Below are 23,383 nucleotides of genomic sequence, written 5' to 3'. Positions count from 1 at the left end.
TATCGTGCCTTCGCGCGAGACTGTCAACCAACGGGTTTCCGTGCGCACAACCGGCTCGTCAATCGATCGGCAAATCATAGTAGTCGCGTCGGATAAGCCTGAGCGTGCGATCCGGTTCAATGACATAGGTCTCCTGAACGAAACTGTTGCCGCTCGTGAAGCGGTGCGGGACGATGCTGCCCACCGGCGCCTTCGTCAGCTTCGTGCGGGGCTGTCCGCCATAGGTGATGCTGCCCGGGATCGGCTCGATATCCGGCGTGGTACAGCCGGCGAGCGTCAGAGCGAAAAGGCAAAGAAGGGCTGCCGACCGCCTCACAGGCGAGTTGCTTTTCATCGCGACCATTTCGAGACCTCCACCTCCACATCTCGCGAGAACACGTGCGCCGCACGCCTATGGCGCGGTGGCCGCCGACCTGTTTTCGACTTTCGCCTCGGCCGCGTCAGCGTCATGGGCGTCCAGCAGGCTATAGGCCACATAGTACTTATAGATGTTGCTGACATATTGAACCGTCTCGCGCCCGACGATCGCGGCGGCGGCAATTTCGACGTTGCCGGATCGAGCCCCATATCCTTGGCCTTTGCCCGGAACTTGCGTAGGTTCCCGGGCCCGGCATTGTAGGCCGCGAAGGCAAACAGCAACTGATCTCGCGGGGTCACGGCCGGGTCGTTGATGTAGGTATCGACGAGGAAGAGCAGATACTTCGACCCAGCTTCGACATTCAGATTCTCGTCCTTGTCGATGCCGTGGATGTTGACCGCCTTGTCCGCTGCGGTCGACGGCAGGAGCTGCATGATGCCGACAGCACCGCGATGGCTGCGCCTGGACTGATCGAGCTGTGATTCCTGGTATCCTTGCGCCATCAGCATCAGGCGATCGAAGGAATAGGTCTTTGCGTGCTTGCGGAAGATCTCGACCAGCACTTTGTAGCGTTCGACATCCGCCGGATCATAGGCACGCTTCAGCATCTTGTCGCCCTTGTAGTAGGTGTTCTTCAAGATGTTGCTGAAGGTGGTGCCGACCTTGTGGGTCTTGACGAAGTGGTCGAGCACGGCCTTGAGCTTCGGGCTGTCCTTGCGGATCGCCCAGGCGATTTCGCCGTGATCGGACACAGCAATATCCTCCCGCACCTTGAGGTCGGTAAGACCTTCGACCAGATGTTCGCCTTGTACATGTCGACGACCGTCCACGGCAGCAGGCCGGCATTGATCATCTCCAGGACGTCTTCGTCCTCCAGGTTCTCATCCATCTCCTTCAAGGCAATAGGCGGCCGGCCTGACTTTTCGAAACCGGCACTCAGGGCCGCCAGGTGCTCGTAGTAGCTGCTCGAGCGTCGCACATGGATTTCCTGTCCGCTCAGGTCATCAAGACTGGCGATTGCAGGCGCGGATGGGCCAGTGACGAGAACCTCCTTGGCTTCGTTGTAGAGCGGCGCCCTGAAATCCACCTCGGCAAGTCGTGTTTCCGAAATCGTCAGGTTTGCCATGACGATATCGCCGAGACCTTCTTCCAGCGCCGACACAATTCTCGCCCGCGGCATCGGTACGAAACCGACGCGGATCTTGTCGATCTGCTTCTTGCGATCCTTGTTGAGCTCGTTTTCGAGCGCCGTCCCGAATTCAACAGCCGTGCCCAATTGCTGACCGCGATCGATAAAATAGGTCGTCTTGCTGAACGGTACGATGATGCGGATCACGCGTCGCTTTTCCATCCCGTCGAAGTCGTCCGTGTGCGGAACGAACATCGACCGAACGAATTGCTCGTTCGATTGCGCCCAGCCGTTATCCCCCCCGAAAAATACGAGGAGCATTGCCACCAAAAGCAGGCGTTTCATATCCGGCCTCCCATGCCCCCGAGAAACCTCGATGATAAAGGCTATTCCTGCGGCGCACCGCCTTCGGCAAGGGCGGCCGCAGCTTTCTTCTTTTCGATGGCATCACGGGTCGCGGCAGCGGCTGCAGCAGAGTGCTGCTGCTCGTCGCCCGCCACCTGCACCGTCGGCGAAGCGAAATTGATGCCGTTTTCCTTGAAGGCTTCCTTGATCATGACCTGGGCCCGACGTCTGACCTGGGTCTGATTTCCCGGCTTCGTCTTCATGGCGAAGCTGAGCGTCATCCCATAATCGCCAAACTGTTCGACGCCTTTCATCTTGACCGTTTCCAGGATCAACGGCCCCAGTTCGGGATCCTCAAGCAGCTTGGCCCCGATACCTTTCACCACCTTCTTTACCTTCGCCACATCGGTATCGAACGAAACGTTGATCATGAATTTGTCGATCACCCAGTCGCGGCTCATGTTCTGGACCGCACCCAGCGAGCCGAACGGCACTGTAAAGACCGGGCCCCGATGGTGCCGCAGCTTGACCGAGCGAATGCTGAAGGATTCGACAGTGCCCTTGTAGCTGCCGCTCTGGATATACTCGCCCACTCGGAACGCGTCATCCGTCATGTAGAAAACGCCGCTGATGACGTCCTTGACCAGCGACTGCGATCCGAAGCCGATTGCGACACCGAACACGCCGGCGCCGGCGATCAGCGGGCCGATTTCAACGCCGAGGCCGGAGAGAACCATCAGCACCGCCACGACGGCGATGAAAACCGCGAGGAAATTGCGCAGGATCGGCAACAGGGTCATCAGGCGCGAGTTGCGAGCCTGCTGCACGGGATCGGCGGCCACCGCATGCGCCTGCATCAGGCGCAGGCTGATGAAACCCTTTACTAACTGCCACACGAGATCCGCCGCCAGCAAGATCACGATGCCGGCGAGCGCGCCGCGGAAGATCCGATTGAAAACATCATCCTGCATCATCGCCATCGCGTTGATCTTGAACACGACTGCCAGCCAGGCGGCCGCGAGGGCGATGATCAGGAGACGGGCGCCCCGCTCGATCAGGACGTTGCGCATCACTCTGAAATCATCGGCGGCGGAGGCATCCAGCATCGTCTTCGTAAAGGCGCTGGTGAAGCGCAGCAGCGGCGGCAGGCCGATCACATAGACACCGATCCAGAACAGGACCTCCATGCCCGCGACCCAGATCAGCCACAGCACAATCAGGAAGGCGACCAGCAGCACATTGCCGACGACGCGGCGCGAGCCGGTAACCGCACTTGCCGGTCGCCGTAACGCCGTTGCGATCGCCAGGACCAGGACCACGAGCCCAAGGATCGTCGCAACCAGTTCGCGCACGTCCGCGGATATGGCAAGCGCCAGCATCGCATCACCGACGCCCCAGACGAGCGCGGCGGCACTGATCAGCCAGAGAGAATGACGATACCAGAAGCCTGCCTCGTCTGCGGTTAGAGACAGATAGCCGCCACGGGCGTCGGCGCTCTCCTCGCCTTCGCGACCACCTTTCAGGACGGCGGATGCGATGATCATCAGCAGGCGAGCGCCGATCCAGGCTCCAAGCAGCGGCGCGATCGTCGCCTCAAGCAGCTTTGGCCATTCTGCGAAGGCGAGAACGGCCATGCTGGCGGCAGCAAAGACGGCGAGCGGCAGAACGCGTGCCAACATGTTCCGCGCCGGTCCTGCCAACGCGGTCCCTTGCAGGCTACGCCGCAACAGCGAGCGCAGCAGGTATTCGGCACCGTAGCCAATCAGGAGAATGAAGAAGAAACCCCTGAGAACGGGCGCCCGGCCCTGGCTCTCCATGACGCCGGCCAACCGATCCCGCCCCGCCTGCATTTCCGGTAGAACGCGCGGCACGGCATCGCGAATGCCGGTCAGGCGCCGCCTGATCTCGGCGGTCCAGCGCGCGACGACGCCCGTCGCAGGCGCCTCAGTCGCCGCCACGGCAGGCGCCCGTTTCGCCGAAAGCCACTGCTTCACTTCGGGATCGTCGAGTAGCTGGATCAGTTGCTGGACCTTGGCGGGCGGCGCGGCGGGCGCCGCCTCCTGCGCAACCCCCTTGGAAACGGGACCGAAGATAATTGAAAGAAACGCGAGAAGGCCGAAGACCGGCCCCAGAAAACGACGCGACGACCCGACACAGCCCATTCTTACCACCCCCAGGGATCATGCCGGCCCCGACCGGCACGATTCTCAACTTTTACAAATGCTAACATACCTGTAGGCGGTTCTACCAACGCCCTTTCGCCGCGCCGCGGATCAACGACGACGGAAGCCGCCGCCGCCATGGAAACCGCCGCCTTGGAAGCCACCGCCGCCGTGGAAGCCGCCACCACCGTGGAAACCGCCTCCCTCGAAGCCGCCGCCACCAAAGCCGCCCGGGCGATCAAAACCCCCGCCTCCACTGCTCGGGAAGTTCAGCGGCCGCTGATCGAAGGACTGACGCTCGAAGGAACGCTGGTTGCCGAGCTGTCGGCCGATATTGTCGATGGCCAGATGATCGGGCGCGCGGTCCAGCGTTCGCGCTCCCTGGCCGGATTCGATCCGCTGGTTCAGGTTTTGGACAGCGTCCGGATGCTTGCCGGAAAACTGTTCGCCCGCCTTGGCCCTGTCCTGGATGGAAGGCTTGTCGACCGGCTGCCAGCCGTCAGGCGTGTGCTTCTGCCATTGCCCGTCGTCGCGGCGATAGACGTTTCCGTCGCGCCCGGCGTAAACGTCGCCACCTTTGCCACCGGCGACGAAACCATGGTTGCCGTCTGAGGTGCGCCAATGGGCACCCGCGCCGCCCGCAGTCGAACCGCCGGAAATGCGCGCAAAGTCAGAACCGTGCTTGACGGATGCCGTTCCCCAGCTCCCGTAGACATTGTGTCCGCCACGCGCGATCGCCGCGTTGCCGGTGCGCGGATTGTAGGCGGCGACGAAGCCCCGGTCACCGTTCGGCCCGTAGCCGAGGGCGCCTCGCATATAGGTACCGGTGCGCGGATTGTAGGCCGCACCGGCGGCGATGCCGCGATAGGGCCCATAGGCATAGCCGTAGCGGCCGAACGTTCCGACAGCCGGGTTGTAGAACGCACCTACGCCATAGGTCACGGGACGCGGATAATAGGGCCAGTAGCCGCCGCCAGCCCAGCCATAGTCCCAATAATCGTCATAGTACCAGCCGGTGCCGTAGACGAAGCTATCCCAGGCGAGATAGGCACCGAGATAGCCCATCGTGTAGCCGAACCAGACCGCGTCGGGCTCGATCTCGTAGATCCGTACATAGGTGGCGTTGTAGACGGGCGAGGATGGCGGGATCTTGTAGATCTCGTCGGGCACCGCCTTGGCGACGCTGAAGGGTCCGGTCGGCGTATTGCCGACGAACCAGACACCGTCCTTCACGACGAAATACTTGTCACCGACCTTGATGACCGTCTCGTTGGTATTGACGGCGTAGGTGAGCGAGGTGCCGTCGATCTTCTCGAATTTCGGATCGCCGCTATAGGCCACGTCCACCTTGACCGAACCGTCGAGCGCCACACGCGCCTTTTCGGGGATGCTTGCCTTCAGCCGCGCCTCTGCGTTTTCGGACGTGCCGGGAACCGACGAACGCACCGTGTAATAGGCCGCGTCCTGCGGGATGTTCTGGAAATCTTCGGGAAGCTTGGGCGTGGCGAAAGCCCACGGACCGTTGAGGGACGAGCTCGCAAACCAGCGACCGGAGACGAGGATGTACCAGTTGGAATCCGCATCGCGGTAGAAGACGTCGCTCTCGCTGTTGGTCGCTACCTTGAGGCCGGTGCCCGGCACCTGCTCAAGCTTCGGCTCGCCGTCGAAGACGAGCAACTCGGAGGGTTTGTCCGAATAGATGACGTCAGGCACCACGGCCTTGTCCGCTTGCGGCGGGATAGCCGCCTTGGCATCCTTCCAGTTGTCGTCGTCCGGAAGCTTGCCGAAAATGTCCGGCAGGGACGCTGCAGGCTGCCACCCCGAGGCCAGGTCCTTCGATTGCAGCCACGCCTTGTCGTTGCGCAGATAATAGGCGCTGTCCGCATCGACCTTGAACAGGTCCCAATTGGTGTTGACCGCGAAGGACAGGCCTTCGACACCCTTGACCGGCGCGAACACCGCCTTGCCGTCGGTCTGCAGCAGCACCGCCGGCGCCTTGCTGACGAAGATCGGCGGCGGGTCGGCCTTCAGCCCCTCGACATTGCCGAGCCGCTCGTAGTCCGCCAGGCTCGCCGTCAATTTGTCTTCCGAAACCGTGATGGTTCCGACCGGCATCAGCTTGCCGACCTCGAGGGCGAGATCCGCCAGTTCCTTCCGGTCGAGGACGGAAAAATTGATCTCCGTCATCTTGATGTCCGATACGACGACCTGGCCGGATGCGCTGTCGGCGTCGGTCATGCCGGTCACCCCGATGACGCCATAGATCGGCTTGGCATCGTCGGACTGCTTGTATTCGGCGGCGATCAACGCATCGAGATCGGTGAAGTCCTTCCAAGCGTTGATCTGAGGCTGGTAGAGCGTAATGGTCGCGCCGCTGTCGGTCTTGAAGGCGCGTGGCCAGCCGAGCCCCTTGGGATCGGCATCGTTCAGATACTTGCCGCTGACGAAGCCGTTCTGGCCATTGAAGCTCACCGCGCACCATGTGCCGCCATCGTCGCATTCCTTGACGTCGACTTCCGCGCCTTCCGCAATCGTGCCGAGGCTGTCGAAGGCGGTGCCCGGCCCTTCCCGGAAATTGACGGACGCGTTTGTCGTAGCCGGACCGGCCTCGGCCGGAACGGAGGCAATCGCGAAAAGGGTCAAGGCCAGGGTCAATCTGCGCATCACGGTTCTCCGGCGTCTAGCAGCAATCCGAACCGGCACCGTGCTGTCGCCGCCTGTGCCACGTCGTTGGCAGGTGAGGAGCAGACACCGGACCGGTATGATCGCAGCATCTTCGGCATCGGTGGCAGCACAAGTACGTAACAGTAACGGCGACCGTAACAGGCCGTTGAAAAGGGACGATGAGGCCCCGCAACATGAGCCTCCCTTCGGGCGGCCGAACGCAGATTGACGCAGGATCGATTCGCGCGGGCCGCCTCGCATTTTGGCGCGATCGAGGCAACGTGACGCACTCGATCCGCCACAATTCGCGCGCTTGCGCCCCGATCACGGCAGCATCGCCCGGCCCATCCCCTGGAAAACCGGGACAGCGCCACAAATCTCCGCGTTTTAGCCCGTGGTGATTGCATCAGAAGATTTATTCAAGCAAACTCATATGTATGATTTGACCATTCCTACGTGCGGAGGAAATGCAAGTGAACACAAAAGCCCCCAGCCAGATTGATGTCTTTGTCGGTTCCCGCGTCAGGATGCGTCGGTTGATGGCCGGGTTGAGCCAGGAAAAGCTGGCCGACGGTCTCGGGATCACATTCCAGCAGGTTCAAAAGTACGAAAAAGGCACCAATCGCATCGGCGCCAGCCGCCTCCAGGCGATCGCCGATATCCTCGGCGTGCATCCAAGCTTCTTCTTCCAGGAAGGCGACGACGCCGCTGCCCGCAACGGCGACACGACGCGCGAGCCGAGCGAAATCTCCTCTTTCGTATCGTCAAAGGAAGGCATCGCTCTCAACCGCGCCTTCCTGAAGATCACCGATCCGGTGCTGCGCAAGAAGATCATTTCGCTCGTCGCCGCCGTCGCCCAGACGCCCGAGACGGAGAGCACCCGTACAGGAACCAGCCACGCCCAGGATCTGCACGGATAAGCGCCTGCACCCGACAGGAATGACCGGATGACATTCAGACTGCAGACCCTCGGGCGCTTGCGTCTCGTCGATAAGGACGGGCGCGAAGTGACGTTCCCGGAGAAGGGGCTGCTTATCCTTTGCTATCTGATCGTCGGCGGATATCGCGAACAATCGAGAAACGACATCGCCAAGCTGTTGTGGGACGAAGTCGTTCCCAGTCAGGCCTTCGTCAATCTGCGCAAGACGATCTCCCGGATTAGTGCACGGCAGGACGAACTCGGCTGTCATTTCCTGCGCTTCTCTCCATCGTCGGTCGGACTTGACGTCGATCGACTGCAGAGCGACCTGGACGAAATCAGTCGTGATCCGGGCGATGCGCTCAACCGCTTCCAACTGGCAGCAACGACGTTCCAGGAGGACTTCCTCAAGGACCTGAAGTCCCAGGGGCAAGCGCTGCACGGCTGGATCGAACGGCAGCGCGGCGAACACATGACGCTCTTGCGCGAGAACCTGATCGCAGCCGCGCCGGAAGCGGCGAAGAGTCATCGCAAGCTGGTCAAGGCCGCGGCAGCGCGGCTCCTCGAGCGCAATCCGCTCGACGAGGAGGTGCGCAAGATCCTGACCCAGGTGTTTCAGCTGGAAGGCAATCACCTGGAAGCGAGAGCACTTGCGCACAGCAATGCGCCGGCCGTTCCGGCGATCGCGGAATGGCGGCCAGCCTCGACGATCTTTGCGCCGGCCTCCGAGGCGGCCGCGGACTTGCGTCCGCCGCGCGTCGTGCTGCTGCCGCCGAGCAACGGAGCAATCGACAGTCCCGCCACCCAGTTTGCTGGCGCCTTGATCGAGGACGTCACCATCGGCCTTTGCGCGCTTCGTTCGGTTTCGGTCATCGCCCCCTACACGGCCGCACAAATCAGCCTCCAGGCCGACAAGGCAAACACCTACCAGAAGCACGCCATCAGCTACATCCTCGACACTCGCCTGACGGACGAGGGCAGCCGGCTGACTCTATTCACGCAGCTGATCTTCTTTGCCAATGACGAAGTGATCTGGGCTGACCGCTTCAATCTCGACGGCGACGGGCTGATGACGTCCAGGCGGGAGATCGCACGCCAGATCGCCTATGCCATCGCCAGCCAGGTGGAACGCAACGAGGCGCATCGCAAGACCTACGAAACCAATGTTGGCTCCTATCGCAGCTTCCTGCTGGGGCAGCGCTATCTCAAGCAGCTGAACCTTCCGGAAGTGCGGCGCGCTCGCAAGAGTTTCCGTGAATCGCTGTACGAGAATTCCGACTTCGCACCGGCGATGAGCGGGCTGGCGCGCAGCTACTTCTTCGAATGGCTGTTGACGGCGCGTGGCGACAGCGAATTGCTGGCGCTTGCGGAAAGGCATGCGCGCGACGCGGTGGGGGCCGACGACACGCTGGCAACCGGCTATCGCGAGCTCGGTGTCGTCAAGCTCTATCTGAGGCAGTTCGATGAAAGCATGGAGTACCATGACAAGGCGGAGGCGCTGAGCCCGCAGCATGCCAACGTGATCGCAAGCTATGCCGACACGCTGGTGCAGGCCTCGCGTCCCGAAGGTGGTCTACGCAAGATCCAGGCGGCACTCGACCTCAACCCGATCGCGCCGGACGAATATTTCTGGACCGCGGCGGGCGCCAGCTATTCGCTTGGCCAGTACGAGCAGGCAATCGCCTATATCGAGCGCATGCGCGATCCGACGCCTGCAGACCGGTTGTCGGCGGCGAGTTGGGGCATGCTTGGCAACAAGAAAAAGTCCCGCCACTTCGTCCGCAAAACGTTCGACGTACATCCGGATTTTGATCTCGACAAATGGATGGCCATCGTTCCCTTCAGGGAAGAGTGGCAGCGAGTCCACTATTGCGAGGGCCTGCGCAAGGCAGGTTTCTGACGTCTTCATTCAACGAAAGCCAGGAGGGGTAAATGGCGAAAGTGGTGGTAATTGGCGTGGCGGGCGACGACAGGCTCTGGATGGCGGATCTGGACGCGGGAACGGTGACGCAAATTCCGACGCCGACGCAAGGGCCGCTGGCAGCGGCCAACGATCTGCGCGTCAACGGTGGCGCAACGGTGCACAAGGGCGTGAACCTCGCTGTGGTGGCGGCCTCGTCCGGTTCGGTTTCCGGCGGGTTCATGGACGGCTAGCGCCGACACGTGGCACAAGTCACCGGAATTGACCGGCCGTCGGATGATTGTTTCGGTTATGCGACGGCCGGTATGCTTTCATACAGCGATCGCGCCTGTTCGTCCGAAGAGACCCTTCGGCGCATCGAGCCGCTTTTGCCGACATTCGGCGTCAGCAGGCTTGCGCGCCTGACCGGGCTCGACAAGATCGGGATCCCGGTCTGGAGTGCCATATCCCCGAACGCGCGGTCGATCGTCATCAATCAAGGAAAAGGCATCACCGACAACGACGCCAAGGTTTCGGCCGCCATGGAGGCGATCGAACGCGCCGTTGCCTGCGCGCCGGCAGTGCCGACCCAGATGGCGAAGCGGCGGGCATTGTGCGAAGGCGGTGATCGGGCGTTGACGCTTCCGGGATTGGTGGCCACCGGCCAGCCGGACCTCGGCGACGACGAGACGATCGCCTGGCTTCGCGGATTCGATCTGGCAGACGGAACCACCACATGGGCGCCGCTTCATGCGACCACCCTCGACCGAACCATCGAGGGCTGCCGATACTGGCAATCCTCCGATGGCCTTGCCTCCGGCAACACCGAGACCGAAGCCATCCTGCATGGCTTGCTCGAGCGGATCGAGCGCGACGCCGAAACGCTCTGGCGCCTGTTGCCGCTAAGCGGAAAGCTCGCGACGTGCATTGATCCGGCATCGTTCGAGGACCCGCTCCTCGACCAGATGGCGCGGCAGATCACGGCTTGCGGCCTGCAATTGCGTCTGTTCGACATGACCAGCGACGTCGCCGTCCCCTGTTATGCGGCGACACTTGCCGATGCTGGCATTCTGACCGCGCGGCAACCTCGGTACCACGACGTGACAATCGGCCACGGTGCGCACCTGGTGGCGCGCAGAGCCGCCATCCGCGCCGTGACGGAGGCGGCCCAGTCAAGGCTCACCTATATCAGCGGCGCCCGCGACGACGTCTTTCCCGAGACCTTTATCCGCCCCCTTCCGGGCGAGACGCGGCGCCTGTTCGAGGCGGTCCCGCAACGGAAAACGACGATCCCCACAGGTGCCGAGGGCGGACTGCCCGCGCTGCTGCGCTTCGCAATCGAGCGGCTCAGGGAGGCGCGTATCCGCTCGGTTGTGGTCGTACCGCTGGTGGAAGAAGGCGCCGTGCCGTTCTCTGTCGTCAAGGTTCTCGTTCCGGGCCTGGAAAACCCCGATGGGCTGCGCAAGCGCCGTTTCGGAGAGCGGGCGCTGGCACGCGCACTGGAGGTCGGATGAAGATCGTCTTCGTCGGGCCGACCCTGCCGGACGCGCGCCGCGTTGCGGGCCCCGCCATCACGCTCCAGCCGCCTGCCATGCAGGGCGACATTCTCCGCGCGACCGAGCGTGGTGCAACGGCTATCGGTCTGATCGACGGCAATTTTGAACAGGTCGCGCCGGTCTGGCACAAGGAGATCCTCTACGCGCTGACGCAAGGCGTTCAGGTTTTCGGGGCAGCCAGCATGGGCGCGCTTCGCGCTGCCGAATGCGCTCCCTTCGGCATGACGGGCATCGGCGAGATCTATCGGCAATATGCGCAAGGCGAGCGAGTGGACGATGCCGATGTCGCCCTGATCCATAGTCCGGCTGAGCTTGGATACCTGCCGCTGACCTTGCCGCTCGTCAATGTGGACGTGACCCTCAGACGCCTGGCGGATCGCCAGCTGCTTTCTGTTGAAGCGGTGGCGGCGGTCCGCGCCGCGGCAGCCGGCGTCTTCTACAAGGAGCGCACCTGGGCCGCGGTTGTCGAGCGCGCGCGCCTTCCCGCCGGAACAGACCGCACGTGTCTCGCAGATCTGCTTGCCGTCGAATTCGTCGATCAGAAACGTATCGATGCGCTGCTTCTGCTCGACGCACTGCACAACGCGCCGAACCAACGAACGGTTGTGGTGCGAGACTGGGAATTCAATTCTACCAGCATGTGGAAGAGGTTGTCCGGTCAACCTGACGCCTCATCTTAAGCGCGCGGTTTTCCCATACAACGTGTGTCACGCTCATGTCACGCGCACTGCCGCGCAGTCACGCTATGATTGGTCACGCTGAACTGGATCTGGCTGATCCATAGGGAGCTGGGGAAAATCATGCTGTCTTCATTTGCTGTACCGGTGGAACCGGAAGACAAGGAGAAGGAGCTACTGGCATTGGCTCGCCTTGTCACCTATGCGCGAGACTCCGCCAAGACCCTCAATGTCGAAGGTGTGCAATACTGTCTCGAGCTGGCGCTCGCATCGCTGCTCAAGGAGGCAGAGGAATGCGGAGACAAGCGCGCACATCTGACCAACGAACTGCTGACGCGACCGAGCCTCGGCCGCTGCTGAGGCCAGCAAGTTCGGGTGTTCTGCGTCCAGAATTGCGCAGCCGTGAAGGATCGTCCTCCGTCTTCCGGAACGATGGAATGATCTGATCAACCCAATCGTTACAACGCCCTGTTTTGCAGAAAAGCAAAACGGGGCTTTTCATTTTCCGCCTGCAAGCGAGTTCGCCTGCTGCGATGTGCACGGCGCGGCTTAAGGTGACGGCATTGCGGCTCCGCCGCTGCGTCACCGTGCAGTCGTTGGATATTTCAATTTCGTCGCGAGGGTACGCTCGCCACGGCGAGATGAAGAGGACGGACGGAATTTCCCCGGAACCTCGGCCCGTTCGAATGTTTGCTTCGCCTGACACTCGGAATTTAGTCCATAATTTCCATAGATATTATTGAATAATTGGTGCCACCGGTTAGGCTTGAACCACTCGACACAAGCGGGGATGCCATGAGCCAACACCGTTCAACGACCAGCGTTTTGTCGCGAAGCACCCCCTCGCGACCAATAGGCACTGCGGCTGCTGCCGCATCGGCCGGCATCACCTGAAGTCCTTCGATGTGCCCCTGCTCGCTCCGCTTAATCCGCGGGTTTCGGCAGCCAGCGGCACGCCTAATGAAACAACGGAGACTATCTTGAGCCAGACCACCCCTACCCTACCCGTCCTCGACCTTTCGCGCTTTGCGGCGGGCCACCCCGAGCGGGCGACGGCGCTCGATGAATTGCGCAGCGTTGCCCGCTCGGTGGGCTTCTTCTATCTCGAAGGCCACGGGATTCCGCAGGAAGAGATCGACGGTGTCCTTTCGCTTTCGCGGCGTTTCTTCGCACTGCCTGAGGATGACAAGCGGGCAATCGAGATGCGCAAGTCGCCGCATTTCCGCGGCTACAATCGCGCCGGGCTCGAATATACCCGCGGCACCCAGGACTGGCGCGAACAGGTCGATTTCGGCCCCGAGCGCCAGAGCCTTGAGGTCAAGCCCGAGGATGCACCGTGGAAGCGGCTGGTCGGCCCCAACCAGTTCCCGCAAGCTCTGCCCGAGTTGAAGCTGGCGATCCTCGCCTACATAGACGCCGTCACCGGGCTCGGTATCCGACTGATCGAGATTTTCTCCGAAGCGCTCGGCCAGCAGCCAGATGTCTTCGGGCCGATCTACCGCGATGGCCCCAACCAGCTCCTGAAGATCATCCGCTATCCCGGCCGCGACAAGACGGAAAGCGACCAGGGGGTGGGCGCCCACAAGGACGGCGGTTTCGTCACCATCCTGCTGCAGGACGTGGTCGGCGGTTTGCAGGTCGATGACGGCAAGGGCGGCTGGATCGACGCGCCGCCGAAGCGCGGCACCTTCGTCATCAATGTCGGCGAACTCCTGGAACTGGCGTCGAACGGCTATCTGCTCGCCAATATCCACCGGGTGGTTACGCCACCTGCAGGCGGCGACCGGCTTTCCGTCGCCTTCTTCCTCGGCGCCAACCTCGCCTCCACCATCCCGGTGCTCGACCTGCCGCCGGCGCTTGCGGCCGAGGTCCGCGGCGTCACCCAGGATCCGCAGAACCCGCTCTTCCACGAGGTCGGCCGCAACGTGCTGAAATCCCGGCTGCGCTCGCACCCCGATGTCGCCGCCGAGCACCATGCAGACCTGCTGGAGCAGCAGAAGGCGGCCGTGCCCGCCTGATTGACCGGACAGCGCCGATCAACCTGAGAACCAAGGAGAAATGGCATGACGATCCATCAGAAGCCGGAAGAACCAGCAGCCGAGATCAAGGCACCGACAGGGCTGCGCGAGCCCGGCGGACGGCTGCATCCGGAAACGCTGGCGCTCCATGGCGGCAGCTATCGCTTCGATCCGGCAAGCGGCGCCGTCGCCGTTCCGATCTATCAGACGACCTCCTATCAGCTGCCGGGCACCGATGGCGCCGACAAGCTCTTTGCGCTGGAGGCTCCCGGGCATCTCTACACCCGTGTCTCCAATCCGACCCAGGATGCGTTCGAGCAGCGGCTGGCGGAAATCGAAGGTGGCGCAGCAGCACTGGCGCTCGGTTCCGGCCAAGCGGCATCGGCCTTCGCGCTGCTGAACCTTGCCCGTGCCGGCGACAACATCGTCAGCGCCGCCGGCCTCTATGGCGGCACCTGGGCGCTCTTTGCCGCGACCCTCAAAAGCTTCGGCATCGAGGTGCGCTTCGTCGATGCCGCCGACCCGGGGGCCTTTGCCCGGGCAACGGACGACAGGACGCGCGCCTACTATGCCGAGTCCCTGCCGAACCCGAAGCTCGAGGTCTTTCCGATCGCCGAAGTGGCCGAAGTCGGCTTGCGCTTCGGCATTCCGCTGATCGTCGACAACACGGCCGCACCGCTGACGATCCGCCCCTTCGATCACGGCGCCGCAGTGGTCGTCTACTCCACGACGAAATATATCGGCGGTCACGGCACTTCGATCGGCGGCGCGATCATCGACAGTGGCCGCTTCCCCTGGCACGACCATGAGACGCGGCACCCGAACCTGCATGAGCCGGACCCGAGCTACCAGGGCAAGACCTGGCTCGAAAAGGCCGAGGCGATCGCCTTCCATCCCTATATTCTGCGCGCCCGCGCGGTTCTCTTGCGCGACCTCGGCGCCGCCATCAGTCCGTTGAACGCATTCCAGTTCATCCAGGGCCTGGAGACGCTGCCGCTCAGAATCCGCCAGCATAACGAGAATGCGATCAAGGTGGCCGAGTTCCTCCGCACCCACCCGAAAGTGGCGCGCGTGATCTTTCCAAAATTCCAGAAGGGCGAAGCGAAGGCTCGCGCCGAGAAGTATCTCCGGAATGGACACTATGGAGCCCTGGTCGGCTTCGAATTGAAGGATGGACGAGAGGCGGGACGCCGTCTCATCGACGGGCTGAAGCTGCTCTACCACGTCGCCAATATCGGCGACGCGCGCTCGCTTGCCATCCACCCGGCGACGACGACGCATTCGCAGCTTACCGAGGACGACCAGCTGAAGACCGGCGTAACGCCGGGCTATGTCCGGCTCTCGATCGGCATCGAGCATCCGGACGATATTATCGCCGACATCAAGCAGGCGATTGACGCCGCCTGATCGAACGCTTTTGCGGGAGTTGCCGCGGGCTCGCCCTTTAGGGCCGGGCCCGCGGCGCCATTTTGGCGTCCGAACGCGCCGGTAGGCCTCCGTTCGGTTTCATGCCACAACATGCTCTAATCGAGCGTCCGTCGGATGGCACCCCGGCGCAGATCCGGCCATGCATAAGGAAGGAAAGACAATGAGCACGAACACCCAGGTTCTGCTGGCCGCCCGGCCATCGGGGCGACCGACGCCGAGCGACTTCCGCATCGTCGAGACGGCAATACCGGAGCCGGCCGAAGGCGAGGTTCTGCTCAAAATCCTCTACCTCTCGCTCGATCCCTACATGCGCGGGCGCATGAACACCGGCCGGTCCTATGCCAAGCCGGTGGAGATCGGCGCGGTTATGGAGGGCGGCACGGTTGCCCGCGTCGTGCGCTCGCGCCACCCGGATTTCAGCGACGGTGATTTCGTGCTCTCCCATTCCGGCTGGCAGAGCTATGCGCTGTCGCGCGGCGCGGACCTGCGCAAGCTCGATCCGTCGGCGGCACCTCTGTCGACCGCGCTCGGCATTCTCGGCATGCCCGGTTTCACCGCCTATGCAGGACTGCTGACGATCGGCAAGCCGAAGCCGGGCGAGACAGTCGTCGTGGCCGCCGCAAGCGGCGCCGTCGGCTCGGCTGTCGGCCAGATCGCCCGCATCAAGGGGGCGCGCGCGGTCGGCATTGCGGGCAGTGCGGACAAATGCGCTTTCGTTCGCGACGTGCTCGGCTTCGATGCGGTGATCGATCACCGTGCACCGGATTTCGCCGAGCAGCTCGCCGCGGCCTGCCCCAAAGGCATCGACGTCTATTTCGAGAATGTCGGCGGCCATGTCTGGGACGCGGTTTTTCCGCTGCTGAACGACTTCGCCCGCGTGCCCGTTTGCGGCCTGATTGCGCAATACAACCAGGCCGGCGGTCCGCAAGCTGGTGGCGACAGGCTGCCGGGCGTCATGCGGGAAGTTCTGAGCAGGAGCCTGCTGATCAGGGGCTTCATCCAGCGCGAATTCGCCGATCAGCGTCCGGTTTTCTACCATGAGATGGCAGGCTGGATCGCCAGCGGCGAGGTTCGCTACAAGGAGGACGTTGTCGATGGCATCGAGAACGCCCCGAATGCCTTCATCGGGCTGCTCGAAGGCCGCAACTTCGGCAAGCTGGTCGTGCGGGTGGCCGCCGAGAACTGAAAACCACGCCTCGCGAGCGATCAGTGCAGGCTGGCGAGGCGGACGCCGGCCTTGCCAAGACCATCATCGAGAAGCGCGATCAGTTCGGGCGTGTAACCACGCGCGGCGAGTTCGCTCTCAATCGACCGCATCGAGCCAGCTTTGTTCCGCTGTAAGCCGTCAAGGGCACTCGTGGCCTCTCTCGTCAGGCCGAGTTGACCTGCCGCCGCCATCCGCAGGAGGTTGACGGCAGTGTCGGCGGGATTGGCGAGCTGGCGCGCACGCGTCAGTGCTTCGCGGTATTTGCCGTTTCGGTAGTCTTCGAGCGCCAGCGTGAGCGCCGCGTCGTGGTGCACATATTCGCAGCCCACTTCCGCCACCCGCGCAAGACTCACGCCCTCCGAATATTGCCCGCTGACGAAGAGCAGCAGGCCGAGCCGAGCGGGAATGGCATCATCGAGCGGATTGAGCGCAACGGCGCGGCGACCGGACATGAACGCGGCCTCGGTGTCGCCTGAGGCGAAGCGCGCCTGCATCTGAGCGATGTAGCTCTGGCTCGATTGCGGTGCGAGAGCCACGGCCTTGTCCGCGAGCTTCACCGCCCGCGCCGCCACCGTCGGCGAGGCGCTTGCCTCGCCGGTCGCCACCAGCACCGTGGCCAGGCTGGCAAGGACGTCAGGGTCTGTGGCCTGATAGGTCACCGATTGCTCCAGGCAGGCATGTGCCGAAGCCAATCCTTCCGGGTCGATCCGCGCCAGCGCGACATCGGCAAGAAGCACGCAACCGTAGCCGATCGACGGTGACACGAGCTGCCGCGCCGCCTCCAGGCTGACGATGACACCTTCTTCGCCGGCGAGCGATCGGGCAAGCCGAGCCAGCAGTTTTTCCTGAACTGCTCGTGCGTCACCGCTGTCGATATCGGCTTTCGCCGTACCCGCTCGGAGCGCCTCATTGCTTTGCGCATCGACAACCTGCCACGAGATCTGATGCTCCTTGACGTCAGCGCTGAAAGCGACCGAGAGCCGGTACTCCTTGCTCCCCTGCAGCTTCACCGGCGGTGCCGACGCGACCCAGCCGGTGACCGATGCAACATCGACGCCCAGCGCCGGCGCTTGCGCCAAAGTGCGCACCGCGGAGAACTGCGACAGCGCGTGGACCAGATAGTCGCCCGCCCTCCTCTGCTCTTCGGCACCGGCTCCGCTGGCCGCCGGAACGTCGATGACGATCGTCGGCTTGGCGGAAAGCACCGGTTGCCACGGGAGGCGCTCGACGACGGAGAGATAGAAGGCTCCAGCCATTGCCGCCGTCCCTGCGACAGCGACGGCGATCAGACCGAATGGACGACGCTTCGGCTGGACGATCGCGGGAGTGACGGCGACCAGTTCCTCCGACTCGTTCGCCATCTGCGTGGGAGCCGTTGCGATTTCCGAACGGCCCGGTGAGCGGTCGCTTGTCACAAAATGCGGAACGTAGTTGCCCTTGGGAAGCTCGATGCGAAGCCCCGCCTTATCGCCGACGGTCTCGTAATATTGCGTCAGCGCGGCGCGCAGGCGCGAAGCTTCAACACGCACGATCGGATCGGTTGCCGGATCAAAGGAAGCCGGCCGACCGAAAACGTCGATCGCGATGGTATAGGCTTTGACCTGCCCCGAGCGCCCAGCGAAGAATTCATCGACCAGGTAGCGCAGGAGTTTCCGGTGGCGCTCAGTGGCATGAAACTGACTATCGGCAAGAATACGATCAAGTGCAGGGCGTGCGTCACATTCGGCAACGGCACAATGCGCTGCTTGACCCGCATTTCTGGCTTCCATGATGCGCTCCCAACTGCCCACAACCTCAAAGAGAGTGCAAACGCGAGACGAACTCTAGACGAGAGCCGCAGTGGCGAAAAGAAAAATATTGCGCCATCACAAAACATTTTCACGAAGGAAATGAGTCATTTCAAAATAGAGCAAGAACCAATCGAAAATCCCACAGAATTTTCACGGGATTTACATGAAATGAATGAACCCGATAAGGCTATTTGTTAATCACAATGGACTAGGTTCGCGGCCTGAATCGATGATACAGATGGAAATTACCTCTTCTTCGATCTCGCGACAGATCAATTCATACTCCGAGATCATCGAATGATCCAGCGGATCGAGCTTACGTTGCCGGTCGAGCATGGAGCTCGCCTCTTCATAGGCCTCGCAGAGGTTGGAAAGAGAAAGGTTCTTGACGCTCAGCAGTTGCAGTTGGCCGCGCAACGCCGGAAGCTTCAGCATGAGCTTCAGAAGTCCGCGCTGTACGGCCGCGTTGGGCATTGTTTCCTACCCGCCTGATCGACAATCGATGACCTTGCCGCCGGCCCGATACGCTGGCGCACCATTTCTCAAGGATCATTTTCTCCGGGACCGTGACGACACATCAGCCCGCCCAGCGCTCAACCAAAACTGGCAGCCGGACCGGACCTCTCCCTCGGTGGTTAACGTGACAACAGACGCTCCGTTTCGGAAGTACGTAACAGTAACTTTGCCCCGATAGTCTTGACGCCGACGATATGATCGTCCGAGTTCGTCCCTGGATACGACAAGCTTTATGCCTCAGCAGGTCCCGGTATCGCCAAGGCGATCCCTATCGATGACAGACCGGTTTGGACGCCTTTGTCGAACCGTAGGTCATCGTCTCCGGAACTCCTCAAAGACTAGAATCCGTCGGCCGGAACGTCGCAGGCGAAGTCGACCTACATGGGCGCGCAACCAAAGGGGTTGATTGTCCGCTCCTTACTTGTCGAAAGTATAGATCTTGCGCCAGTCCTGTTTCATATCGACCAGCAGCCAGTTTCTCTGTTCGGCTTCGGTCAGCGCCTTGTCCAGCTTGCCGACGGGCGATTGCCGGTCATAGGCCCATTCGCGCTCGCCGTCCGTATGGTGCACGATCAGGCCGAAGCGTGGACCGGAGCCCGCTGTTACCCAGCGCAGCATCTCATAGTCGCCGTCGGAGTTGCAAAGATCGGCCGCCGGCCAATGAACTTGTTGATGCCGACGGGTTTGCCCGGGCCGTCGTCGATGAAGTCGATCTTGGGCTCGCGTGTCAGCACCGGCGTATCGCCATCGAGGTCATACTTCGTCGTGATGCTGCTGCCGACGACCTGTTCGGGCGGGATGCCGTACATCTGTTCGGTCATCGGCCGCATGAATTCGATGCCGCCGCCGGAGACGATGTAGGTCTTGAAACCGTTTGCCCGGAGATAATCGAGCAGCTCGCGCATCGGCAGATAGGTGATCTCGTTGTAGGGACGGTTGAAGCGCGGATGTTTGGCGGTCGCAAACCAGTCCTTGACCGTCTTGGTAAACGCATCCGTCGCCATGCCCGCATGGGTCGCCATCACGAGTTCGACGATGCCCTTCTCGCTGGCGGCGGCGACGGCCGCCATATCGCCCTTGAGCAGCGATGCGAATGGCTCCTTGTCCTTCCACTCCGGATGTTCCGGCGCCATCGCCTTGACGCGATCCACAGCGAACATGCCCTGGAAATAGTTCGGCTGCTCGGTCCAGAGCGTGCCGTCATTGTCGAAGACGGCGATCCGTTCCTCCGGCGCCACGAAGTCCGCTCCGTTCTCGCTGGTCACGCGGGTGACGAAATCGACGATGGTCGACTTCGCCTCGCCCTCGTTCCAGGACGGAAGATTGTCGGCCGGCGCATCGGCCGCGACGACGGCAGCCGGAGCAGCGAACGCCGTGGAAAGCAGGAACAGGAGACAGACGAGCCGCGAGCGGTACCCGCTTGGCACCGAGTTGGATCGCATCGCTGTTGCCCTCATCACGCATCCTCCTTGCGGGAACGATTTGAAGCCTCTGGCAGGGTCAGGGCCGCCGAATACAGCGGAACCCGATATGGGTGGTCGCCGCGTTTTCCTCATGCGCATGGCGCGCCGCCGGCCGGTAGCGGCGGCAATAGTTGGGCGCGCAGAGATGCGAGCCGCCCTTCACCACCCGGCGGGCGATGTGGATCGTTGGTTGTCTCGGATCGAAGCTTGCTTCCCTGTCGCCGCCGCGCGGATTGGAAGGGATACAGCAGCTCTTTTGCGCCGGCGCCGGATGCTTGGTCGACCAGAAGTCGCTCGTCCATTCCCAGACATTGCCGATCATATCGTAGACGCCGTAGCCGTTCGGTGGGAAACTTGCGACCGGCGAGGTCCGTTCGAAGCCGTCGGGTCTGAGATTTTCCGTCGGGAACATGCCATGCCAGGTGTTCGCCATGAAACGTCCCTCCGGCACCAGTTCGTCACCCCAGGCAAATTCCGCGCCTTCGAGCCCGCCCTTTGCCGCGAACTCCCATTCCGCCTCCGTCGGCAAGTCCTTGCCCGCCCATTCCGCATAGGCCCTGGCATCCAGATAGGAGACCTGGACGACCGGATGATCGAACTTGCCGCGGATATTGCTCTGCCGCCCATAGGGCCGCCGCCAATCGGCACCGAACTTGAAGTTCCACCATTGCGACGGGCTGTTGCTGGTAACCCGCTTCGGCGGATCGAAGATCACCGAGCCGGCACGCATCATCTCCGGCAGGGCGCCGGGATAATCCTTGGGGTCCGGCGTCTTCTCCGCCTCGGTGACGTAGCCGGTCGCCTCGACGAAAGCGGCGAACTGCCGGTTGGTCACTGGCGCCACGTCGATCCAGAAGCCGTCCACTTTGACCGGATGCGCCGGCGCTTCTTCCGGATAGTGCTTGTCCGACCCCATGACGAAGGTGCCACCTTCGATCCAGATCGGCTCGCGCGCGCTGATTGCTGCCGGCGTTTTGTTGAGAAGCGGTATCTTCGGCGAACCTTGCATGCGGTTTCCATCTCCCGAAGGTGGCGGGTTCGACCACCAAACCGGTCCAAGCTAACGCCATTCCTCGCCGGCCCAAAGTACGTAACCGTTACGATGGCAAACAAAACCTCGTGGCCACGATGAAAATCGGCCAAATGTGGTCCTTGCGGGGGTCTTCGTTACTGTTACGTTCTTTCCAATTGGCCTGATTTAACAATAAGCTTTGCCGAAATTTCATGATGGCTGATGCTGCCGGAGAGGCAGAGGGAGCAGGAATTCATGGGTGCACGCGACGATATCGAGCAACTCGGCAAGCGCATAGGCGAAGCGATCATCGGCCAGGAGGGCATGATCGAGCGGTTGCTGCTGGGCTTGCTCAGCAACGGCCACTTGCTCGTCGAAGGCCTGCCGGGGCTCGCCAAGACCCGGGCCATCAAGAGCATGGCGAAGAACCTCGACGCGGAGCTGTCGCGCATCCAGTTCACGCCCGACCTCCTGCCCGCCGACATCACCGGGTCGGAGATCTATTTTTCCGACGGCGGCAAAGGCGAGTTTCGGTTTCAGGAGGGCCCCATCTTCGCCAACCTCATCCTCGCGGACGAGGTGAACCGTGCGCCGGCGAAGGTGCAATCGGCCCTGCTCGAAGCGATGGAGGAGCGCCAGGTCACCATCGGTGGCAAGAGTCACACGCTGCCGGATCTGTTTCTGGTGATGGCGACGCAGAATCCGATCGAGCAGGAAGGCACCTATCCCTTGCCAGAAGCGCAGCTCGACCGCTTCCTCATGCATATCCAGGTGGATTATCCCGACGCCACGTCGGAAGCCGACATCATGCGGCTCGTGCGCTCCGAGGAAATCCACGCGAAATCCAACAACCACGCGACGGAAAAACTCACCCAAGATGCTGTGTTTACCGCGCGCCAGGAGATCTCGGCGATCACCGTTTCAGAGGCAATCGAGAACTACATCGTCGCGCTCGTCATGGCGACACGCTACCCCGACAAGGTCGACAAGGATCTCGCCAAATGGCTGCAGGTCGGCGTCAGCCCGCGCGGTGTCATCGGTCTCGACAAGGTCTCGCGAGCCCACGCCTGGCTGAACGGCCGCGACTTCGTGACCCCCGACGATGTGCAGGCCACCGTGCACGACGTCTTTCGCCACCGGCTGGTGCTTTCCTACGAAGCACATGCCGGCGGCACCACCGCCAACCAGGTAATCGACCGTATCGTCGAACTCGTCGCGGTCGCCTGAGGATGGAGGTTTGCCGATGGCCATATCCCTGCCGGCTCTCGCCCGTTCCCGCGGCATCGTAAAACCCCGCCAGGTCGATACGACGGGCGTCTACACCTCGGTCGACACGCTCGTCGGCCTCGAGGCCATGGCCCGAGACCTGACCTTCCTGCGCAAGGCACCGGTGCAGCGCCTGCTCGCCGGTCGCCATGAATCGCGCATGCGCGGCCGCGGCCTTTCCTTCGAGGAGCTACGCAACTATCTCCCGGGCGACGACATCCGCACGATCGACTGGCGGGTGACGGCGCGCACCGGCAAGCCGGTCGTCCGTGTCTATGACGAAGAGAAGGACCGGCCGGCCCTGATCCTCGTCGACCAGCGCATCAACATGTTCTTCGGCAGCCGCCGGGCGATGAAGTCGGTCGCGGCGGCCGAAGTCGCCGCACTCTCGGCTTGGCGCGTGCTGGCGCTCGGCGATCGTGTCGGCGGCTTCATCTTCGGCGACGAAGAGGTTACCGAGGTGCGCCCTTACCGCAGCCGCGAGGCGGTGGTCCGGCTTGCCGGCAGCATCGTTCGCCACAATACGGCGCTGCAGGCCGGTTCGCAGGCGCCGCATGGCGCGGAGCAGCTTGACGTCGTCCTCACGACCGTCGCCAACATTGCCCGGCACGACCACCTGGTCATCGTCATCAGCGATTTCGACGGCTACAGCCTCGAAACCCGCGACATGCTGTTGAAGCTCTCGGCCCACAACGATGTGATCTCCGTTCTCATCTACGATCCCTTCCTGCTCGAACTGCCACGCAAGGGCGATATCGTCTTCAGCGGCGGCCTGCTTCAGGCCGAAGTGCAATTCGCCCACGGCAATGTCCGCGAGGCGATCGACAGTTTTGCCAGAAAACGCGGGCGGGCACTGCGCGCCTGGCAGGAAGAACTCGGCCTGCCGATGCTGCCGATTTCCGCCGCCGAGGAGGTCGCGCCACAATTGCGCACCATGCTCGGCCAGCTCGCCAGCCGGCAACGGAGGCGATAG

19 protein-coding genes and 1 pseudogene are annotated in these 23,383 nt (G+C 62.4%); 11 read left to right on the top strand and 9 right to left on the bottom strand.

Annotation, left to right across the window (positions count from 1 at the left end; all coding sequences use genetic code 11):
- Nucleotides 1–58: 58 nt before the first annotated feature.
- The 5 genes from AC070A_RS23930 to AC070A_RS23910 form a co-directional block, all read right to left on the bottom strand.
- Nucleotides 59–334, bottom strand: a complete 276-nt coding sequence (locus AC070A_RS23930) for a hypothetical protein (protein ID WP_065375613.1) — start codon at nucleotides 332–334, stop codon at nucleotides 59–61.
- On the bottom strand, nucleotides 331–1,110 hold the full coding sequence (locus AC070A_RS23925; RefSeq protein WP_492383876.1) for a transglycosylase SLT domain-containing protein: 780 nt from the start codon (nucleotides 1,108–1,110) through the stop codon (nucleotides 331–333). The genes AC070A_RS23930 and AC070A_RS23925 overlap by 4 nt, the downstream gene beginning before the upstream one ends.
- Nucleotides 993–1,832, bottom strand: coding sequence for a transporter substrate-binding domain-containing protein (locus AC070A_RS23920; protein WP_492383875.1), 840 nt, complete (start codon nucleotides 1,830–1,832; stop codon nucleotides 993–995). Before AC070A_RS23920 ends, AC070A_RS23925 begins: the two co-directional genes overlap by 118 nt.
- Before the next feature lie 41 nt (nucleotides 1,833–1,873).
- The gene (locus tag AC070A_RS23915) at nucleotides 1,874–3,994 is read right to left on the bottom strand and encodes a mechanosensitive ion channel family protein (RefSeq protein ID WP_492383874.1); all 2,121 of its coding nucleotides are present in this window, start codon (nucleotides 3,992–3,994) and stop codon (nucleotides 1,874–1,876) included.
- Between the two features lie 111 nt (nucleotides 3,995–4,105).
- Complete coding sequence (locus AC070A_RS23910; protein WP_492383873.1) at nucleotides 4,106–6,658, bottom strand: SH3 domain-containing protein; 2,553 nt, start codon at nucleotides 6,656–6,658, stop codon at nucleotides 4,106–4,108.
- Nucleotides 6,659–7,131: 473 nt separating this feature from the next.
- Between AC070A_RS23910 and AC070A_RS23905 the strand changes: the two genes are divergently transcribed.
- The 9 genes from AC070A_RS23905 (at nucleotide 7,132) to curA (ending at nucleotide 16,342) form a co-directional block, all read left to right on the top strand.
- Nucleotides 7,132–7,578, top strand: coding sequence for a helix-turn-helix domain-containing protein (locus tag AC070A_RS23905; protein WP_057251312.1), 447 nt, complete (start codon nucleotides 7,132–7,134; stop codon nucleotides 7,576–7,578).
- Between the two features lie 27 nt (nucleotides 7,579–7,605).
- Complete coding sequence (locus AC070A_RS23900) at nucleotides 7,606–9,477, top strand: AfsR/SARP family transcriptional regulator (protein ID WP_492383872.1); 1,872 nt, start codon at nucleotides 7,606–7,608, stop codon at nucleotides 9,475–9,477.
- A 32-nt stretch (nucleotides 9,478–9,509) separates the two neighbouring features.
- Nucleotides 9,510–9,731 (top strand): hypothetical protein, encoded by a 222-nt coding sequence (locus AC070A_RS23895; RefSeq protein WP_057251314.1) that lies wholly within the window; start codon nucleotides 9,510–9,512, stop codon nucleotides 9,729–9,731.
- 72 nt (nucleotides 9,732–9,803) lie between these two features.
- Nucleotides 9,804–10,991 carry a YcaO-like family protein gene (locus tag AC070A_RS23890; RefSeq protein ID WP_492384396.1) on the top strand — a complete coding sequence of 396 codons (1,188 nt, stop codon included), beginning with the start codon at nucleotides 9,804–9,806 and terminating at the stop codon, nucleotides 10,989–10,991.
- On the top strand, nucleotides 10,988–11,713 hold the full coding sequence (locus tag AC070A_RS23885; RefSeq protein WP_492383871.1) for a TfuA-like protein: 726 nt from the start codon (nucleotides 10,988–10,990) through the stop codon (nucleotides 11,711–11,713). The genes AC070A_RS23890 and AC070A_RS23885 overlap by 4 nt, the downstream gene beginning before the upstream one ends.
- A gap of 120 nt (nucleotides 11,714–11,833) precedes the next feature.
- Nucleotides 11,834–12,070 (top strand): hypothetical protein, encoded by a 237-nt coding sequence (locus tag AC070A_RS23880; RefSeq protein ID WP_058328064.1) that lies wholly within the window; start codon nucleotides 11,834–11,836, stop codon nucleotides 12,068–12,070.
- A gap of 620 nt (nucleotides 12,071–12,690) precedes the next feature.
- Complete coding sequence (locus AC070A_RS23875) at nucleotides 12,691–13,728, top strand: isopenicillin N synthase family dioxygenase (protein ID WP_492383870.1); 1,038 nt, start codon at nucleotides 12,691–12,693, stop codon at nucleotides 13,726–13,728.
- Nucleotides 13,729–13,773: 45 nt separating this feature from the next.
- Entirely contained in the window at nucleotides 13,774–15,135 is a 1,362-nt protein-coding gene (locus AC070A_RS23870) for an O-acetylhomoserine aminocarboxypropyltransferase/cysteine synthase family protein (protein ID WP_082615863.1), read from the top strand.
- 181 nt (nucleotides 15,136–15,316) lie between these two features.
- A complete protein-coding gene (curA, locus tag AC070A_RS23865; protein WP_492383869.1) occupies nucleotides 15,317–16,342 on the top strand; it encodes an NADPH-dependent curcumin/dihydrocurcumin reductase in 1,026 nt (341 codons plus the stop codon).
- Nucleotides 16,343–16,362: 20 nt separating this feature from the next.
- On the opposite strand, the gene AC070A_RS23860 is transcribed toward curA, so the two are convergent.
- From AC070A_RS23860 to AC070A_RS23845, 4 genes and pseudogenes are all read right to left on the bottom strand, one after another.
- Complete coding sequence (locus AC070A_RS23860; protein WP_492383868.1) at nucleotides 16,363–18,132, bottom strand: tetratricopeptide repeat protein; 1,770 nt, start codon at nucleotides 18,130–18,132, stop codon at nucleotides 16,363–16,365.
- Nucleotides 18,133–18,351: 219 nt separating this feature from the next.
- The gene (locus AC070A_RS23855) at nucleotides 18,352–18,588 is read right to left on the bottom strand and encodes a hypothetical protein (protein ID WP_492377274.1); all 237 of its coding nucleotides are present in this window, start codon (nucleotides 18,586–18,588) and stop codon (nucleotides 18,352–18,354) included.
- Nucleotides 18,589–19,086: 498 nt separating this feature from the next.
- A pseudogene (locus AC070A_RS23850) lies at nucleotides 19,087–20,111 on the bottom strand (HAD family hydrolase).
- A gap of 58 nt (nucleotides 20,112–20,169) precedes the next feature.
- The gene (locus tag AC070A_RS23845; RefSeq protein WP_492383867.1) at nucleotides 20,170–21,141 is read right to left on the bottom strand and encodes a formylglycine-generating enzyme family protein; all 972 of its coding nucleotides are present in this window, start codon (nucleotides 21,139–21,141) and stop codon (nucleotides 20,170–20,172) included.
- Nucleotides 21,142–21,399: 258 nt separating this feature from the next.
- Between AC070A_RS23845 and AC070A_RS23840 the strand changes: the two genes are divergently transcribed.
- Together AC070A_RS23840 and AC070A_RS23835 are read left to right on the top strand one after the other, a co-directional pair.
- On the top strand, nucleotides 21,400–22,371 hold the full coding sequence (locus tag AC070A_RS23840) for an AAA family ATPase (RefSeq protein ID WP_218373080.1): 972 nt from the start codon (nucleotides 21,400–21,402) through the stop codon (nucleotides 22,369–22,371).
- A 16-nt stretch (nucleotides 22,372–22,387) separates the two neighbouring features.
- Nucleotides 22,388–23,383 carry a DUF58 domain-containing protein gene (locus AC070A_RS23835; RefSeq protein WP_218373079.1) on the top strand — a complete coding sequence of 332 codons (996 nt, stop codon included), beginning with the start codon at nucleotides 22,388–22,390 and terminating at the stop codon, nucleotides 23,381–23,383.

This window comes from Ensifer sp. GW101-20A05 (assembly GCF_059424735.1).
The sequence above is the reverse complement of the archived record's forward strand: the minus strand, read 5'-3'. Positions and strand labels throughout refer to the sequence as shown.

Bases quoted from the DNA above. Each gene is read 5' to 3' on its own strand.
- AC070A_RS23845 (WP_492383867.1), bottom strand. From the start codon at position 21,141: ATGCAAGGTTCGCCGAAGATACCGCTTCTCAACAAAACGCCGGCAGCA.
- AC070A_RS23920 (WP_492383875.1), bottom strand. From the start codon at position 1,832: ATGAAACGCCTGCTTTTGGTGGCAATGCTCCTCGTATTTTTCGGGGGG.
- AC070A_RS23915 (WP_492383874.1), bottom strand. From the start codon at position 3,994: ATGGGCTGTGTCGGGTCGTCGCGTCGTTTTCTGGGGCCGGTCTTCGGC.
- AC070A_RS23930 (WP_065375613.1), bottom strand. From the start codon at position 334: ATGAAAAGCAACTCGCCTGTGAGGCGGTCGGCAGCCCTTCTTTGCCTT.
- curA (WP_492383869.1), top strand. From the start codon at position 15,317: ATGAGCACGAACACCCAGGTTCTGCTGGCCGCCCGGCCATCGGGGCGA.
- AC070A_RS23835 (WP_218373079.1), top strand. From the start codon at position 22,388: ATGGCCATATCCCTGCCGGCTCTCGCCCGTTCCCGCGGCATCGTAAAA.
- AC070A_RS23840 (WP_218373080.1), top strand. From the start codon at position 21,400: ATGGGTGCACGCGACGATATCGAGCAACTCGGCAAGCGCATAGGCGAA.
- AC070A_RS23855 (WP_492377274.1), bottom strand. From the start codon at position 18,588: ATGCTGAAGCTTCCGGCGTTGCGCGGCCAACTGCAACTGCTGAGCGTC.
- AC070A_RS23880 (WP_058328064.1), top strand. From the start codon at position 11,834: ATGCTGTCTTCATTTGCTGTACCGGTGGAACCGGAAGACAAGGAGAAG.
- AC070A_RS23870 (WP_082615863.1), top strand. From the start codon at position 13,774: ATGACGATCCATCAGAAGCCGGAAGAACCAGCAGCCGAGATCAAGGCA.
- AC070A_RS23885 (WP_492383871.1), top strand. From the start codon at position 10,988: ATGAAGATCGTCTTCGTCGGGCCGACCCTGCCGGACGCGCGCCGCGTT.
- AC070A_RS23890 (WP_492384396.1), top strand. From the start codon at position 9,804: ATGCTTTCATACAGCGATCGCGCCTGTTCGTCCGAAGAGACCCTTCGG.
- AC070A_RS23895 (WP_057251314.1), top strand. From the start codon at position 9,510: ATGGCGAAAGTGGTGGTAATTGGCGTGGCGGGCGACGACAGGCTCTGG.
- AC070A_RS23860 (WP_492383868.1), bottom strand. From the start codon at position 18,132: ATGGAAGCCAGAAATGCGGGTCAAGCAGCGCATTGTGCCGTTGCCGAA.
- AC070A_RS23910 (WP_492383873.1), bottom strand. From the start codon at position 6,658: ATGCGCAGATTGACCCTGGCCTTGACCCTTTTCGCGATTGCCTCCGTT.
- AC070A_RS23900 (WP_492383872.1), top strand. From the start codon at position 7,606: ATGACATTCAGACTGCAGACCCTCGGGCGCTTGCGTCTCGTCGATAAG.